The 14,343-nt window shown below is 68.3% G+C and carries 11 protein-coding genes; 7 read left to right on the top strand and 4 right to left on the bottom strand.

Annotation, left to right across the window (positions count from 1 at the left end; translation table 11 throughout):
- Window positions 1–71: 71 nt before the first annotated feature.
- Window positions 72–1,175 carry a sterol desaturase family protein gene (locus QHF85_RS24750; protein ID WP_281329764.1) on the top strand — a complete coding sequence of 368 codons (1,104 nt, stop codon included), beginning with the start codon at window positions 72–74 and terminating at the stop codon, window positions 1,173–1,175.
- Window positions 1,176–1,276: 101 nt separating this feature from the next.
- On the opposite strand, the gene QHF85_RS24745 is transcribed toward QHF85_RS24750, so the two are convergent.
- Window positions 1,277–1,618 (bottom strand): hypothetical protein, encoded by a 342-nt coding sequence (locus tag QHF85_RS24745; RefSeq protein WP_281329763.1) that lies wholly within the window; start codon window positions 1,616–1,618, stop codon window positions 1,277–1,279.
- Between the two features lie 311 nt (window positions 1,619–1,929).
- Between QHF85_RS24745 and QHF85_RS24740 the strand changes: the two genes are divergently transcribed.
- From QHF85_RS24740 to QHF85_RS24730, 3 genes are all read left to right on the top strand, one after another.
- Entirely contained in the window at window positions 1,930–3,615 is a 1,686-nt protein-coding gene (locus QHF85_RS24740) for a serine/threonine protein kinase (RefSeq protein WP_281329762.1), read from the top strand.
- A gap of 366 nt (window positions 3,616–3,981) precedes the next feature.
- A complete protein-coding gene (locus QHF85_RS24735; RefSeq protein WP_281329761.1) occupies window positions 3,982–6,450 on the top strand; it encodes a sodium-translocating pyrophosphatase in 2,469 nt (822 codons plus the stop codon).
- 120 nt (window positions 6,451–6,570) lie between these two features.
- A complete protein-coding gene (locus QHF85_RS24730; RefSeq protein ID WP_281329760.1) occupies window positions 6,571–6,777 on the top strand; it encodes a hypothetical protein in 207 nt (68 codons plus the stop codon).
- A gap of 164 nt (window positions 6,778–6,941) precedes the next feature.
- Here QHF85_RS24730 and QHF85_RS24725 read toward each other — a convergent pair whose 3' ends face one another.
- The gene (locus tag QHF85_RS24725; protein ID WP_281329759.1) at window positions 6,942–7,721 is read right to left on the bottom strand and encodes an AgmX/PglI C-terminal domain-containing protein; all 780 of its coding nucleotides are present in this window, start codon (window positions 7,719–7,721) and stop codon (window positions 6,942–6,944) included.
- Between the two features lie 57 nt (window positions 7,722–7,778).
- Window positions 7,779–9,599: a long-chain fatty acid--CoA ligase gene (locus QHF85_RS24720; RefSeq protein ID WP_281329758.1), complete on the bottom strand. Its 1,821-nt coding sequence runs from the start codon at window positions 9,597–9,599 to the stop codon at window positions 7,779–7,781.
- 218 nt (window positions 9,600–9,817) lie between these two features.
- On the opposite strand from QHF85_RS24720, the gene QHF85_RS24715 reads away from it, so the two are divergent.
- From QHF85_RS24715 to QHF85_RS24705, 3 genes are all read left to right on the top strand, one after another.
- Entirely contained in the window at window positions 9,818–11,374 is a 1,557-nt protein-coding gene (locus QHF85_RS24715; protein ID WP_281329757.1) for a MiaB/RimO family radical SAM methylthiotransferase, read from the top strand.
- 4 nt (window positions 11,375–11,378) lie between these two features.
- The gene (locus QHF85_RS24710; protein ID WP_281329756.1) at window positions 11,379–11,933 is read left to right on the top strand and encodes a gamma carbonic anhydrase family protein; all 555 of its coding nucleotides are present in this window, start codon (window positions 11,379–11,381) and stop codon (window positions 11,931–11,933) included.
- Between the two features lie 144 nt (window positions 11,934–12,077).
- Window positions 12,078–13,538: a VanW family protein gene (locus tag QHF85_RS24705; protein WP_281329755.1), complete on the top strand. Its 1,461-nt coding sequence runs from the start codon at window positions 12,078–12,080 to the stop codon at window positions 13,536–13,538.
- Here QHF85_RS24705 and QHF85_RS24700 read toward each other — a convergent pair.
- Window positions 13,465–14,289 (bottom strand): SUMF1/EgtB/PvdO family nonheme iron enzyme, encoded by an 825-nt coding sequence (locus QHF85_RS24700; RefSeq protein ID WP_281329754.1) that lies wholly within the window; start codon window positions 14,287–14,289, stop codon window positions 13,465–13,467. The two genes, QHF85_RS24705 and QHF85_RS24700, sit on opposite strands and share 74 nt — an antisense overlap.
- Window positions 14,290–14,343: the final 54 nt, after the last annotated feature.

The raw sequence follows: 14,343 nt of genomic DNA, 5'->3' as shown, positions 1-14,343 counted from the left end.
CCTGATCGGCCCGCCGGCCGCGGGCGGGGATGATTGCCGGCCTCCTCCCACCCCGCTACCATGCCCTCGCCGTGAACGTCATCACCCTGTCGATCCCCGGATTCTTCGTCCTCATGGGCCTCGAATGGCTCGTGGGGCGCGTCAAGAAGCGGCGCGTCTACCGCGGACCGGACGTGCTCGCGGATCTGCTCCTCGGCTCGGCGCAAACGCTCTTCGGCGTCGTCGCGGCGGGCGTGCTCCTCGGCTCGTACGCCCTGCTCTACGAGCGGCGCTTCTTCGATGTCTCGCCGAGCTCTACGCTCGCCTGGGCCTTCTTGTTCGTCGGCCTCGATTTTCTTTATTACTGGTTCCACCGCGCCTCGCACCGCATGAGCCTCGCCTGGGCCGCGCACGCGCCGCACCACCAGAGCGAGGATTACAACTTCGCCGTCGCGCTCCGGCAGGGGCCCGTCCAGCCGCTCGTGTCGCGCTTCTTTTACCTGCCGCTCGCGCTGCTCGGATTCCCGCCCGCCATGTTCGCGACGGCGCTCGGGATCAATACGGTCTACCAATTCTGGATTCACACCGAGCTCGTCGGGAAGCTCGGCCCGCTCGAATGGGTGCTGAACACGCCCTCGCACCACCGCGTGCATCACGGCTGCAATGGGCGGTATCTCGATCGCAATCACGGCGGCATGCTCATCATCTGGGATCGGCTCTTCGGGACGTTCGAGCCCGAGACCGAGCCGCCGGTGTACGGGACCGTCAAGCCCATCGCCTCGTGGAATCCGCTCGTCTGCGCGTGGGTGCCGTTCCGCGACATCCTGGAGACGGCCGCACGCGCGCCGCGGTTCCTCGACAAACTCAAGGTCTGGGTCATGCCGCCCGGGTGGCGGCCTCGCGGGATGGAGCCCGTCGCGATCGACGTCGCGCCGGATCGGGCGAAGTACGACGTGCGGCCGACGCGCGGCGCGGGGATCTACGCGGCCGTGATGCTCGCCTTCACGCTCGTCGTCACGGTGTACTTCCTCGTGAAAGGCGCGTCCTTGCCGCGCACGACGCAGCTCGTGTTCTCGGCCTGGTTCGTGGCCGCCCTCGGCGGGCTCGGGGGCGTGCTCGAAGGGCGCGCGTGGGCGAAGCCGCTCGAAGCTGCGCGCATCGTCGCCACGCCGTTCGTGCTGGGGATGCTGCTCTGAGGATCACGGCGCGCGTCCGGGTTCCATCAGGAACAACCGGACTGGCTCGCCGAGGCCGTGCGGCGCTCGGCGTCGCGTTCGTGCTCGGTTCGCCCGTCGCGTCAGCCGACGCGGATCTTGGCGTCGCCGCGCTGCCGGCCGGTGAGCGAGCGGATCTCGATGCGATAGATGCCGGGGGACGACACGACGAACTCGATCGGCGCAGGGCTCTGCGGAGCGCCGGTGGGCGGTTCCCGCACGAGCGTGTCGACGATGTTCGCGCCCGACGGCGAGAAAACCTTGAGGGAGTACGGTGGGACCGACGTCTCGCTGGGGACGAAGACGAGGGAGAGCCGTTCGCCCGCCGGGATTTTCTCGAAAAACGGGACGGTGCCGCGGGTCGATGATCGTGCCGGATGGCAATAGATCTCGATGTCGCCTGAGCTCTCGATCGGTCCTGACATTGTTGGCAGTGTCGCCCTCCGTGGCGGCTGTGAGGCCAGGGGCGAGAAGAGGACGCTAGCAGCCTTGGGGCTGCGCCATCAAGCCCCGTCGACGCGGCGCGCGCTCCCCTGGTAGTATCCGCGACGATGCCGCAAGGCCTCGCCTCCGCGAGCACCCGACACCACGCCGGGTGCATCCGCGGGAGATCGAGCGGGCGGCGCGTGGATCGTCACGCGAGCCAGCCCCGTACCCGAGGAGAACACGAAGGAACATGGATCAGCGCGCTCTCCAGCGATCATCGTTAGGCCCGAAGACCGCGAGCGCGGACCCGATGATCGGTAAGGTCGTCGCAGGTCGCTACCGCCTCGAGACCAGGATCGGCGAGGGCGGTATGGGCGTCGTGTACCGCGCCCGCCACGTGCTCATCGATCGGGTCGTCGCGCTCAAGCTCATCCGGCCGGATCTGCGGGGCGAGACGCACCTCCGAGCATGGATGCTCCGTGAGGCCCGCGCCGCGAACCGCGTGGATCACGCCCACATCATCGACATCCACGACATCGGCGAGACCGAGGAAGGCGAGCTCTATCTCGTGATGGAGTACCTCGTCGGCACGCCGCTCAGCGCGGAGCTCGCGCGCGGCCCCATGCCGATCGCGCGCGGCGTCGACATCCTCGAGCAGATGTGCGCCGCCCTCGCTCGCGCCCACGACCTCGGCGTCGTGCACCGCGATCTCAAGAGCGACAACATCCTCCTCACGCAGCGCGGCGGTCGAAAGGACTTCGTCAAGATCCTCGACTTCGGCCTCGCCGCGATCGCCCGCGATCCGCGCCTCGCTCCGAAGGGCGCGGTCTTCGGGACCCCGGAGTACATGTCGCCCGAGCAAGCCCGCGGCGAGGAGGCCACGCCGCACGCGGACCTCTACGCGCTCGGCGTGCTCTTCTACGAGATGCTCACAGGGCAACTTCCTTTCCGTGCAAACGATCGCGAGACGCTGCTGGAGATGCAGCGGACGGCGATCCCTCGTCGCCCGCGCACGGTGCGCCCCGACGCGCACCCGCAAGGCGAGATGATCGCGATGCGGCTGCTCGAGAAGGACATCCGCAAGCGCTACCGCGACGCCCACCATCTCCAGGAAGAGCTCAAGGCCCTGCAGCGCAGCCTGCCGAGCACGCCCTGGGAGATCGAGACGGGCGAGGCCGTGCCCGCGCCGCCGCCGCCGCCGCCGCCGCAGTCGGCCGGCGTGACGGAGTGGGCGAACCGGACGGCGCTCTTCGCCCGCATGGTGGCGCGCGCGTACCCGGCAGGGAACGCGCCGCCCGACATCCAGACGGCGCTCGCGCAGCTCTGGGAGCTCGCCGCGAAGGCGAACCGGCTGGAGGGCGAGGTCGCGAGCCACACGCGCAAGCTCGAAGCGCTGGAGCGGCGCGGGCGCGCGCTCCGCGCCGAGATCGGCCGCAAGGTCGAGGAGCTCGCGCACGAGGAGTCGCGCGTGATGCGCGAGGCCGGGGCCGACGGCGAGGACGTGGACAAGGTGCGCGGCGAGCTCGCACAAGCGGAGAAGTTCGCGATGGAGGCGAAGCAGCTCGCCGACGGAGCCGCGCGGCAAGGCGCGTTCGATCGGACGGTGTTCGAACGCGCGGGCGCGACGGCCGCGACGGTGCAGGCGAAGCGCGAGCAGCTCGCGCGGTACGAGGCGAAGAAGAACACGCGCGAGACGACGGCGCGGGATCTCCGGCGCCAGATCGACGAGCTGCGCGGGCAACTGACGCGGTACGCGGAGGCGCTCGAGGAGGATCTCGGGCAGGGCCGCGAGAAGGTCGCGCAGCGGACGCGCGAGGGCCTCGGCTTCGAGAAGGCCTTCAGCGACGCGTCGAACCTCCTGCTCGCGCATCTGCGCAACAAGCCGGAGTGCCGCGATCTCGTGGCGGAGCTGCTCACGGCGAACAAGGACGCGAGCCCCGCGTCGAGCGAAAGCGGCGAGCCCAAGGCCTCGTTGGATAAACGTCCAGGCAATTGAGCGGACGATGGGGGCACCGCTCGGACGAGCCGAGCCATGCCCCCAAACCTTCTCTCCGAGCCATCCACCAAGGGGCCGAGCACCGCCGGCCCCACCTCCGACAAAAGAAAGATGACGGGGAAGACGCGTTGTGGTAGCAAGCGCGCGCCTCGGCGGGGAAAACCGTCGAGGGCGAGGCTGTGCTGAAGCGTCGGCGTCAGGGCTAGCGGGTCGTACTTCGACGGAGCCTGCGCCGCGGGGAAGAACCCCGTCGGTGCCCGCTCATCCGCGTCTCACGCAGGCGGCCAACCCCTCGGAACCTGGGAGATCGCCACGAAGGCGGGAGCCATCGTCGGCGGACTCCTCGTTTGAAGGAGGCACACCGTCATGAACGTAGAGGGTTCTTCGCGCCCGAGCTGGGCGCGAGCGTGGCCCGCGCGCGCCCTGGCCGTCGTGGGCGCGCTGTTCGCTATCGCCCTGGCTCGTCCCGCACAGGCGGACGAGGCTTCGCTCAAGTTGCCCGATCTGGGCTCCGTTTCCTTCATGGGGAACACGGACGGACGCACCCTGCTCCTCGCAGGCATGGGCGTCTGCGCGCTGGGTCTCATCTTCGGGATGACGATCTACATGCAGCTCAAGAAGATGGCCGTGCATCGCTCGATGCTCGAGATCTCTGAGCTCATCTACGCGACCTGCAAGACGTACCTGATCACGCAGATCAAGTTCATCGTGCTCCTCGAGGTCCTCATCGGCCTCGTGATCGCGGTGTACTACGGCTATTTCAAGCACTTCGACGTCGGTCGCGTCGCGCTCATCCTGTTCTGCAGCCTCGTCGGCATCGCAGGCAGCACGGGCGTCGCCTGGTTCGGCATCCGCATCAACACGTTCGCGAACAGCCGCACGGCGTTCGCGTCGCTCCGCGGCAAGCCCTTCCCGACCTACGCGATCCCGCTCAAGGCCGGCATGAGCATCGGCACCGTGCTGATCAGCGTCGAGCTGCTCGTCATGCTGATCATCCTGCTCTTCGTCCCCGGCGAGTACGCAGGCCCGTGCTTCATCGGCTTCGCGATCGGCGAGTCGCTCGGCGCCTCGGCGCTCCGCATCGCGGGCGGCATCTTCACGAAGATCGCCGACATCGGCTCCGATCTCATGAAGATCGTCTTCAACATCAAGGAAGACGACGCGCGTAACCCGGGCGTCATCGCCGACTGCACCGGCGACAACGCGGGCGACTCGGTCGGCCCGAGCGCCGACGGCTTCGAGACGTACGGCGTCACCGGCGTCGCGCTCATCTCGTTCATCCTGCTCGCGGTCGCGGACGTCAAGACGCAGGTCCAGCTCCTCGTCTGGATCTTCGTGATGCGCATCATGATGGTCGTGGCGAGCGTCGTCAGCTACCTCGTCAACGAGGCGATCGCGAAGGCCCGCTACGGCACCGTCGACAAGATGAACTTCGAGGCGCCGCTCACCTGGCTCGTGTGGCTCACCTCGTTCGTGTCGCTCGGCCTCACGTTCGTCGTGTCGTACCTGCTCATCCCGACCCTCGGCGACGGCACGCTCTGGTGGAAGCTCTCGCTCATCATCAGCTGCGGCACGCTGGCCGGCGCGATCATCCCCGAGGCGGTCAAGATCTTCACCTCGACCGAGAGCAGCCACGTGCGCGAGGTCGTGACCTCGTCGCGCGAGGGCGGCCCGTCGCTGAACGTCCTCTCCGGCATGGTGGCCGGTAACTTCAGCGCCTACTGGCTCGGCATGGTCATCGCGGGCCTCATGGGCATCGCGTACATGGTCGCGCTCCAGGGCCTCGCGACGGTCTTCACGTCGACGATGGCCGCGCCGGTCTTCGCCTTCGGCCTCGTGGCCTTCGGCTTCCTCGGCATGGGCCCGGTGACCATCGCGGTCGACTCCTACGGCCCGGTGACCGACAACGCGCAGAGCGTCTTCGAGCTCAGCGTGATCGAGTCGATCCCCGGCATCAAGGAGGAGATCAAGAAGGAACACGGCTTCGACGTCGACTTCGAGAAGGCCAAGCACTACCTCGAGGAGAACGACGGCGCGGGCAACACGTTCAAGGCGACGGCAAAGCCGGTGCTCATCGGCACCGCAGTCGTCGGCGCGACGACCCTGATCTTCTCGATCATCCTCGAGCTGCAGACGGAGTTCGGCGTGGTGGAGGCGATCCAGCGCCTCTCGCTCATCAACGCGCCCTTCCTCCTCGGCCTCATCGTCGGCGGCGCGGTGATCTACTGGTTCAGCGGCGCCTCCTGCCAGGCCGTCGTGACCGGCGCCTACCGCGCAGTCGAGTTCATCAAGGCGAACATCAAGCTCGAAGGCGCCGAGAAGGCGAGCATCGAGGACAGCAAGAAGGTCGTCGAGATCTGCACGCAGTACGCGCAGCGCGGGATGATCAACATCTTCCTCGCGGTCTTCCTCGGCACGCTCGCCTTCGCGTTCCTCGATCCGTTCTTCTTCATCGGCTACCTCATCTCGATCGCGCTCTTCGGCCTGTATCAGGCGCTCTTCATGGCGAACGCCGGCGGCGCCTGGGACAACGCGAAGAAGCTCGTCGAGGTGGAGCTGAAGGAGAAGGGCACCCCGCTCCACGCGGCGACGGTCGTCGGCGACACCGTCGGCGATCCCTTCAAGGACACGTCCTCGGTCGCCATGAACCCGATCATCAAGTTCACCACGCTCTTCGGCCTCCTCGCCGTCGAGCTCGCGATCAAGATCCCGCACCAGACGAGCCTCGTGCTCGCGGGCATCTTCTTCGTCGCGTCGGCGATCTTCGTGTACCGGTCGTTCTACGGCATGCGCATCAAGACGGACGTGAAGTCGGCGGCGCCCGCGGCGCACTGATCACGCCCCGTCCAACGGACCGACCCTAACGGTCCTACCCGAGCGCCCTCGCTCCACACGGAGCGGGGGCGTTCGCTTTTTTCGAAGCGAGCGTTACGCCTTCGAACTATAAATCAGGCCATGCGAGCCCTCTGCCCTTCGTGCGGTTTCCACCACGAGGTCGTCCGCGTGCTCGAAGACGGGCACGGCGAAAGCCGCAAGGACGTCTACCAAGTCGCGCCGCTGGCCGAATGCGAGCGCACGTGGATCACCGACCACGAGTTGCTCGAAGCACGGGCGCGTTTTGGCGCCGAGGCGATCCTTCAAGACGACGAGTACGACGTCTGAGGGGAGCGTAGCGCCGGGGTTTCACCCCGGACCCGTCTGGTCAACGATGGGGCTACGCTCGGCACGCCGAGCTACGCCCCAAACCCCGGGGCTATCCGCCCCTCGACCCGGACCAGGGCCAGCCCTGGACCTTTGGTGCATCGACCGCGATGCGGTCGATGCAATCAGAAGGCGACGGGGACGAGGACTTTGACCTGCGCGCCCGCAGGCGGGGCAGGGAAGCGGAAGGTGCCCACGACCTGCGCGACGCAGCTCGCGAGCTCGCGCGACCAGAACGTCGACTCCGGGACCCACACCTCGTCCACACGGCCCGCGCCGTCGATCGTGAACGAGAGCGTCATGCGGCCCCGGACATGGCTGCCGCGCTTGGACTCGAGCAGGTAGCAGTCCTGCACGTCGTCGCGGTGATCCACGAGGATGCGCTGCACGACCTCGTCGGTGAGCGGGCCCGTGATCGTGGCGGCCTCGATGCGGGCTTTGACGCGCTCGTGGGGGCGGCTCGATCCGTAGCCATAGCCGCTGCCGTGGCCGTAGCCAGAGCCATGCCCGATGGTGCCGAGCGAGCCGAGGCCGATGCCCTCGCCCGTCCCGCCGCCGCCAATGCCGACGCCGCTCAGGCCAAGGCCGCCGTACACGCCGACCGGACCTGCGAGGACGCCTCCGACGACCCCGCCCTCCACACCGCCGACCTCGGGGAGGTTGTCCCCCGGGCCTTGGAGCAGCCCGATCATCCCGTACTCGGCAGCCTCTTTGAGCGCCGCCATGCGCGCGGCATTCGGATCGTTCGTGGCAGCCGTGCCAGGTTTGTCCGCGGCCTTGGCCTTGACCCCGTCGCCGACCATCACGACGGGTTCGGGGCCTGCGGAGCGCGCGGCGCTGCTCGCGCAGCCGCCCACGAGCCACGCCGCCGCCGCGAGTGCCGCCACGCGAGCCTGGTTGTGCATGAAGCGAGGGTAGAAGCGGAGGCGAGAGGCGTCAACGAACGACGCCCGCGAGAGGCTTCAAGCGGCGGTCGCCGCGCTCTGCCCCTTGGACTTGCCCTCGGCGTAGAGGGCCTCGATCTGCTGGCCGTAGCGCTGCCACACCACGCGGCGCTTCACCTTGAGCGAGGGCGTGAGCAGGCCGTTCTGCGTGGTGAAGTCCTCGCTCGTGAGCGTGACCTTCTGGATCTTCTCGAAGCCCTTCCACTCGGCCGAGTACTTGTGGATCTCGTCCATGACGAGCTCCTTCACGCGCGCGTTCTCGCACATCGCCGCGTCGCTCTCGAACGAGAGGCCGTGCCCTTGCGCCCACGCCTTCACGGCCTCGACGTCGATGGCCACGAGCGCGACGTTGTAGAGGCGGTTGTCGCCGTAGACCATCGCGTTGAGGATGTAAGGCGAGAGCTTGAGCTGCTCCTCGAGCGGCGCGGGCGAGACATACTTGCCGTTCTCGAGCTTGTACTGCTCCTTGATGCGGCCCGTGATGTAGAGGTAGCCCTCGTCGTCGAGGTAGCCGAGGTCGCCCGTGCGGAAGCCGCGATCCTCGGTGAAGACCGCCTGGTTCTCCTCGTCGCGGTTGTGGTAGCCCTGCATGATGTTCGGGCCGTAGATGACGATCTCGCCGTGCTTCGGGTCGCCCGACGCTTCCTTGTCGATGACGATCTTCACGTGCGGGATCGCCTTGCCGACGCTGCCGATGCGGTGCGCGCCGGGGCGGTTGGCCGTGGCGATCGGGCTCGTCTCCGTGAGGCCGTAGCCCTCGTAGACCGTGATGCCGAGCGCGTCGATGAACTCGGCGACCTCACGCGAGAGGGCCGCGCCGCCGCTGAAGGCGTACTTCATGCGCCCGCCGAACTTCGCGCGGATCTTCGAGAAGACGAGCTTGTCGGCGATCGCGAGCGTGATCTTCTCGCCGATCGAGAGCGAGCCCGCGCCCTCCTTGCGCTTCTTCGTGGCCGAGCGGATGCCCGACTTGAAGAGCGCCTGGATGGGCTTCGGCTTGCCCGCCATCTGCTTGTTCACGCCGTCGTAGATGCGGTTGAAGATGCGCGGGACGCTGCAGAGCATCGTCGGCTGCACCTCCGAGAGGTTCGCGACGATCTTGTCGACGCTCTCGGCGAGGGCCATCGCGCCGCCGAGCGAGAGCAGCGCGTGCAGCTCGCACGTGTGGCCGAACGAGTGCGCCCACGGCAGGAACGAGAGGCTCCGGTCGTCGGTGACGAGCGGTAGGATCTCGTGCACGGCGTTGATGTTCGAGGCGATGTTGCCGTGCGTGAGGATCACGCCCTTGGGGTTGCCCGTCGTGCCCGAGGTGTAGATGAGGCACGCGGTGTCGGCGGGCGTGGGCTTGATGGCCGGCGCCGGGCTCTTCGCGCCCGCTTCGAGCAGCGCGGCGTAGGACGTGGCTTCGCTCTTCGGGCGCGTGAGGCCGATGATGTGCTTGAGCGAAGGCGCCTTCTCCGGGATCTCCTGGGCCTTCTGGTAGATCTCCTCGGTCGCCGCGATGAGCGCGACGGCCGCGCAGTCGTTCACGATGAAGGCCCACTCCTTCGGCAGCTGCGCCTCGTACATCGGCACGAGCGCCGCGCCGAGCCCGTAACACGCGTAGGCCGCGACGGCCCACTCGATGCGGTTGTTCGAGATGATGGCGACGTTGTCGCCCCGCTTCACCCCGAGCGACGCGAGCCCCGCGCGGAAGTCGTCGACGAGCTTGCCGACCTCGCCGTAGGTGGTCCACACCCACGTGCCGTCCTTCTTCACGCCGAACAGATCCTTGTTCTTGAACTGCTGGACGGAGCGCTCGAACAGGTCCACGAGTGTCTCGAATTTCGCCGACGACATGTCCTCTCCTTGGTCTGTCCTTCGTGCCCCCGTGCTCTCGTGCACGTCCGCTGTGCCCGCAAGGGGCCACGCGCGGCTCGGAGGTCGGAAGAGCGCCTTTTTCCCGCGCCGGCCGCCATCATCGCGGCATCTTTCGCCCACTGCAACAGCCACGGCGTGAAGAAGCGCGTCCGCGCGCTGGCCGCCCCTCCGCCGTTTTGTTACATGAGCGGCGCCCCATGCCTCGTTACGCCATCACGACGTTCGGATGCCAGATGAACGTCCACGACTCCGAGCGGATGCACGAGGTCCTCCGTCGCGCCGGTTATACGGAATCGGAAGACCCGCGGGCCGCGGACGTGGTCGTGCTGAACACCTGCAGCGTCCGGGAAAAGGCCGAACAGAAGCTGCTCAGCGAGGTCGGCCGCCTCGCGAAGTGGAAGCAGAAGCACCCCGAGATGATCCTCGTGGTGGCCGGGTGCGTGGCCCAGCAGGAGGGCGAGCGGCTGCTCACCCGAAGCCAGGGCATCGACCTCGTGCTCGGACCCGACAACATCCCCGAGCTGCCGCGCCTGCTCGACGACATCGGCCTCGGCGCGCCGCCGCTCGTGCGGACGGTCTTCGACCTCGAAGCCCCGCACTTTTTGACCGCGTCTTTTGACGATGGGGGCTCCGCTCCGACGAGCGGAGCTACGCCCCCAAACCCCCTCGACGATGGGGGCTCTGCTCCGAAGAGCGGAGCCACGCGTGCGCCCACGGCGTACGTGACCACGATGAAGGGCTGCAACGAGCGTTGCTCCTTCTGCATCGTGCCGTATACGCGGGGGCCCGAGCGGTACCGGCCGAGCGCGGAGATCATCGCGGAGATCGCGGGCCTCGTCTCCACGGGCGTCCGCGAAGTGACGTTGCTCGGGCAGACCGTGAACAGCTACCGCGATCCGAGCGCAGCCTTGCCGCGCGCGCCCGGCGCCTCGCCCGACGATCCGGACGAGAGCGAGTTCGCCGCGCTCCTGCGGCGCATCGCGGCCGAGGTCCCCGGGCTCGCGCGGCTCCGGTACACGAGCCCGCACCCGCGGCACCTCACGCCCTCGCTCATCGAGGCGCACGCGGATCTGGTGGTCCTCGCCCGTCACGTGCACCTGCCCGTGCAGTCGGGGAGCGATCGTGTCCTCAAGCGCATGATCCGGCGCTACACGCGGGCCGAGTACGTCGCGCGGGTGCGCTCGCTCGTGGCGCGGCTGCCCGATCTGTCGCTCTCGACCGACATCATCGTCGGCTTCCCGGGCGAGACCGAGGACGACTTCGCCGCCACGCTCTCGCTCGTGCGAGAGGTGGGCTTCCGCGGACTGTTTGGGTTCAAATATTCACAGCGGCCGTACACGCCGGCCCGCAAGCTCGCGGACGACGTGCCCGAGGCCGAGAAGAGCGAGCGGCTTGCGCGGCTCTTCGAGGTGAGCGAGGAGCTGCTCGGCGCGCACCTGCAAGGGCTCGTCGGCAGCCGTCAGCGCGTGCTCGTGGAGGGCGCGGGCAAGGAGGGCACGAACGCCTGGTCGGGTCGCACCGAGCGCAACGAGATCGTGCACGTCGTCGGGGCCGAGGGGCTCGATCTGCGCGGGTCGATCGTCGAGGTCATGGTCACGCGGGCGAACAAGCACTCGCTCCAGGCCGAGCTGTCGGACGAGGCGCGCGCGGCGGCGAAGCCGCTCCCCGCGGTACCCGCGCAGGCACCGAAGCCCCGCGCGGCGGGGGAGCGGCGCTCGCTCCCGATCGTGACCCCGGGGCCCGGGGGAGGCTAGGCGCATGGCACTCGTGCTTCCTTACGGCGACCATGCGCCGCGGCTCGGCCGAGGCGTCTTCCTCGCGCCGAACGCGACGCTCGTCGGCGACGTCGAGCTCGGCGACGAGGCGAGCGTGTGGTTCGGCGCCGTCCTGCGCGGCGACATCGGCCCGATCCGCATCGGCCCTCGCACGAACGTGCAGGACCTCGCCTGCTTGCACCTCACGGACGGTGTCTCGAAGACGACGATCGGCGCGGACGTCACGATCGGCCACGGGGCGATCCTGCACGGCTGCACGGTCGAGGATCGCTGCCTCATCGGCATGGGCAGCATCGTGCTCGACAACGCGGTGATCGGCGCGGGCTCGGTCATCGCAGCCGGCGCGCTCGTGCCGCCGCGGATGGTGATCCCGCCGCGATCCATGGTGAAAGGCAGCCCCGCGAAGGTCGTCCGCGAGGTGACCGACGAGGAGGCGATGCTCGGCATCGCCGGCGCCGCCCATTATGTGGTGAATGCCGAGCGGTACCGCGGGATCTGCGCGGAGCCGAAGGGCCTCGGGGGCGAAGAGCGCGAATGACGCGCCCCGCGGGCATGCGCTGCCCGCGGAACGAGGCTCCCGCGCGTGAGCGTTCTCGATCACGCCATGCGTGATCTTCCTCCATCGCCTGTCGAGAAACTTCCAAAGACGGAAAGGTCTCCGCTACGATTGCGGCGGTCTTCCGTGCAAAAGTCCAATCTCCTCCTCGTCCTGGGCATCGGCACTTCGGTCGCCGCGGGGCTCGGGCTCGGCGCCTATCGGTACGGGCCACGTTCTCCCGTCGTTGAGGGCCTGTTCCTCGGCGAGCAACGCGTGCCCGACGAAGGCTCGCCCGCCTCGTGGCTCGCGCGCCGTCAGCTCGACGCGCTCGCCTGGGAAGCGCGCTTCCATCACGACGGCGAGATCGTGGAGACGACGCTCGGCGCGGTCGGCGTCGAGATCGACCTGCAGGCCTCGCTCGATCACGCCGGCGAGGTCGGGCATACGGGCTCGCTCCTGCGTCGCATGCGGGAGGCGCGCCTCGCGCGAGGCGGTCAGGTCTTCGTGCCGCTCTCCTTCTGGATCGACGAGGCGAAGGCGCGTCGGTTCCTCGAGTCGATCGCGCCGCGCTTCGTGATCGCGCCCGTCGACGCGGTGCTCGACCTCGAGAACAAGCGCAAGATCGAGGATGTCCCCGGCCGCGAGCTCGACATCGACGCCTCGCTCGCGGAGATGCGCGCGGCGAGCTTCGAGGACGGCGTCGTGATCCGCCTCGTCACGCGGCGCGTGCCGGCGAAGGTGACCGCGCTCGAGCTCGCGCAGGTCGACGTGACGAAGGTCGTCGCCTCGTTCGAAACCTCGTTCTCGCTCTTCGGCTCGGGCGCGGGGCGCGCGGTCAACATCCGCAACGCCGCGCGCAAGATCGACGGTGTCGTCTTGCCGCCGGGCGTGGGTTTTTCCTTCAACGATCGCGTCGGGCCTCGCACGCGGGAGAACGGTTTCACCTTGGCGCCCGAGATCCAGGGCGACGAGCTCACGGACGGCATCGGCGGCGGCACCTGCCAGCTCTCCTCGACGCTGCACGGCGCGGCCGTCTATGGCGGGCTCGAGGTCCTGCATCGGCAGGGGCACTCGCGCGCATCGAGCTACACGAAGCTCGGCCTCGACGCGACCGTGAGCTTTCCGATCGTCGACCTGAAGCTCAAGAATCCTTATCCGTTCCCGGTCATGATCCACGCGCATTTCCCGCAACCGAACAAGGTGCGCGTGGAGATCCTCGGCGGCGAGCCGGTCGCGAAGGTCGAATACGGCTATGGCGTCGGGCAGTCGTACGATTTCGTCCGTCGCATCACGGTGAAATCGCATCTGCCGCCCGGAAAACGCATTCATCGACAGAAGGGCGTGCGCGGCTACGACGTCACCTCGACGCTCCGCATTTCGTACGTCGACGGCCGCGTCGAGGAGCGGCGCTGGTTCAGCGGATATCGTCCTTCCCCCGAGGTCTACTGGGTCGCGCCGGGGTACGACGAGACGAACCTGCCGCCTTTGCCCGACCACGCGAAAGGCATCGAGGGGCGGCTCTCGGAGGAAGCTACGGCGACGGCGTCATTTCCGGTGCCGCCGCAGGCGCCGGTCCAGGCTCCGGCGCAGGCTCCGGCGCCGTGACGGGCTCTTCGGGGTCTTTGCAGCAGCGGAAGCCGATCTCGTAATAACGAAACATCGGCCCGTGCGAGTCGTTCGTCCCGCGGCAATGGGCCCAGGGTTTGGCCCAGAATCCCCCCTTGAGCGACGAACGGTATCGCCACTCCTTGCGTGACGTCCGCACCCACTCTTCCACGTTGCCGACGAGGTCCTTCACGCCGTAGCTCGACGCGCAGCGCGGGCGGGATCCGCTCGCCTCGCCCTGGTAAAGGCGCCACGTCTCGACCTCGCGCACGCGGCGCTCGTCGGCGTTCAGCTTTCCCTCGTCGTACGGGATGAAATCTTTCGTGGAGTTGCAGGCGTCGGGGTCGAGGGTGTGGCCATAGGGCCAGGGCGTCGTCTCGGGGCCCTCGCACGCGAGCTCCCATTCGAATTCGGTGCAGAGGCGCTTGCCCACCGAGGCGCATTTCTTTTCGGCCTCGACGAACCGCATCATCACCTCGGGCCGCTTGCCCTCGCGGTTCGGCCACTCGTGCTCGTCCATGCACACGCGCACCGGCGTGGCCATGGGCTCGAGGGCCAGCATGCCCGGGAGGAACGAATAACAGTGGCCGACGCGCCACGTCGTGCAGAGCCGCTGCACGTTCTCGTAATGGGTGCCCTCGACGAGGCGGGTCCCCGAAGGACAAACGGCGGCGGGCGGCGTGGCCTGGGTCGCGGCGGGCGCGGCCTGGGGCGCGGCGAAGAGCTGGGCGAGGAGCGTCGGAAGGAGCACCGAGGCGGGGCATCCTAGCGCAGAAACGGGCCCTGTGTGGCAACGGCGCGGGCG

The sequence above is a fragment of the Polyangium sp. 6x1 genome (genome assembly GCF_029946515.1).
Classification (GTDB): Bacteria; Myxococcota_A; Polyangia; order Polyangiales; family Polyangiaceae; genus Polyangium.
Note: the sequence above shows the minus strand (reverse complement) of the source record. Positions and strands in the feature narration are given on the sequence as shown.

Bases quoted from the DNA above. Each gene is read 5' to 3' on its own strand.
- QHF85_RS24710 (WP_281329756.1), top strand. From the start codon at position 11,379: ATGGCACTCGTGCTTCCTTACGGCGACCATGCGCCGCGGCTCGGCCGA.
- QHF85_RS24715 (WP_281329757.1), top strand. From the start codon at position 9,818: ATGCCTCGTTACGCCATCACGACGTTCGGATGCCAGATGAACGTCCAC.
- QHF85_RS24725 (WP_281329759.1), bottom strand. From the start codon at position 7,721: ATGCACAACCAGGCTCGCGTGGCGGCACTCGCGGCGGCGGCGTGGCTC.
- QHF85_RS24735 (WP_281329761.1), top strand. From the start codon at position 3,982: ATGAACGTAGAGGGTTCTTCGCGCCCGAGCTGGGCGCGAGCGTGGCCC.
- QHF85_RS24720 (WP_281329758.1), bottom strand. From the start codon at position 9,599: ATGTCGTCGGCGAAATTCGAGACACTCGTGGACCTGTTCGAGCGCTCC.
- QHF85_RS24745 (WP_281329763.1), bottom strand. From the start codon at position 1,618: ATGTCAGGACCGATCGAGAGCTCAGGCGACATCGAGATCTATTGCCAT.
- QHF85_RS24730 (WP_281329760.1), top strand. From the start codon at position 6,571: ATGCGAGCCCTCTGCCCTTCGTGCGGTTTCCACCACGAGGTCGTCCGC.
- QHF85_RS24740 (WP_281329762.1), top strand. From the start codon at position 1,930: ATGATCGGTAAGGTCGTCGCAGGTCGCTACCGCCTCGAGACCAGGATC.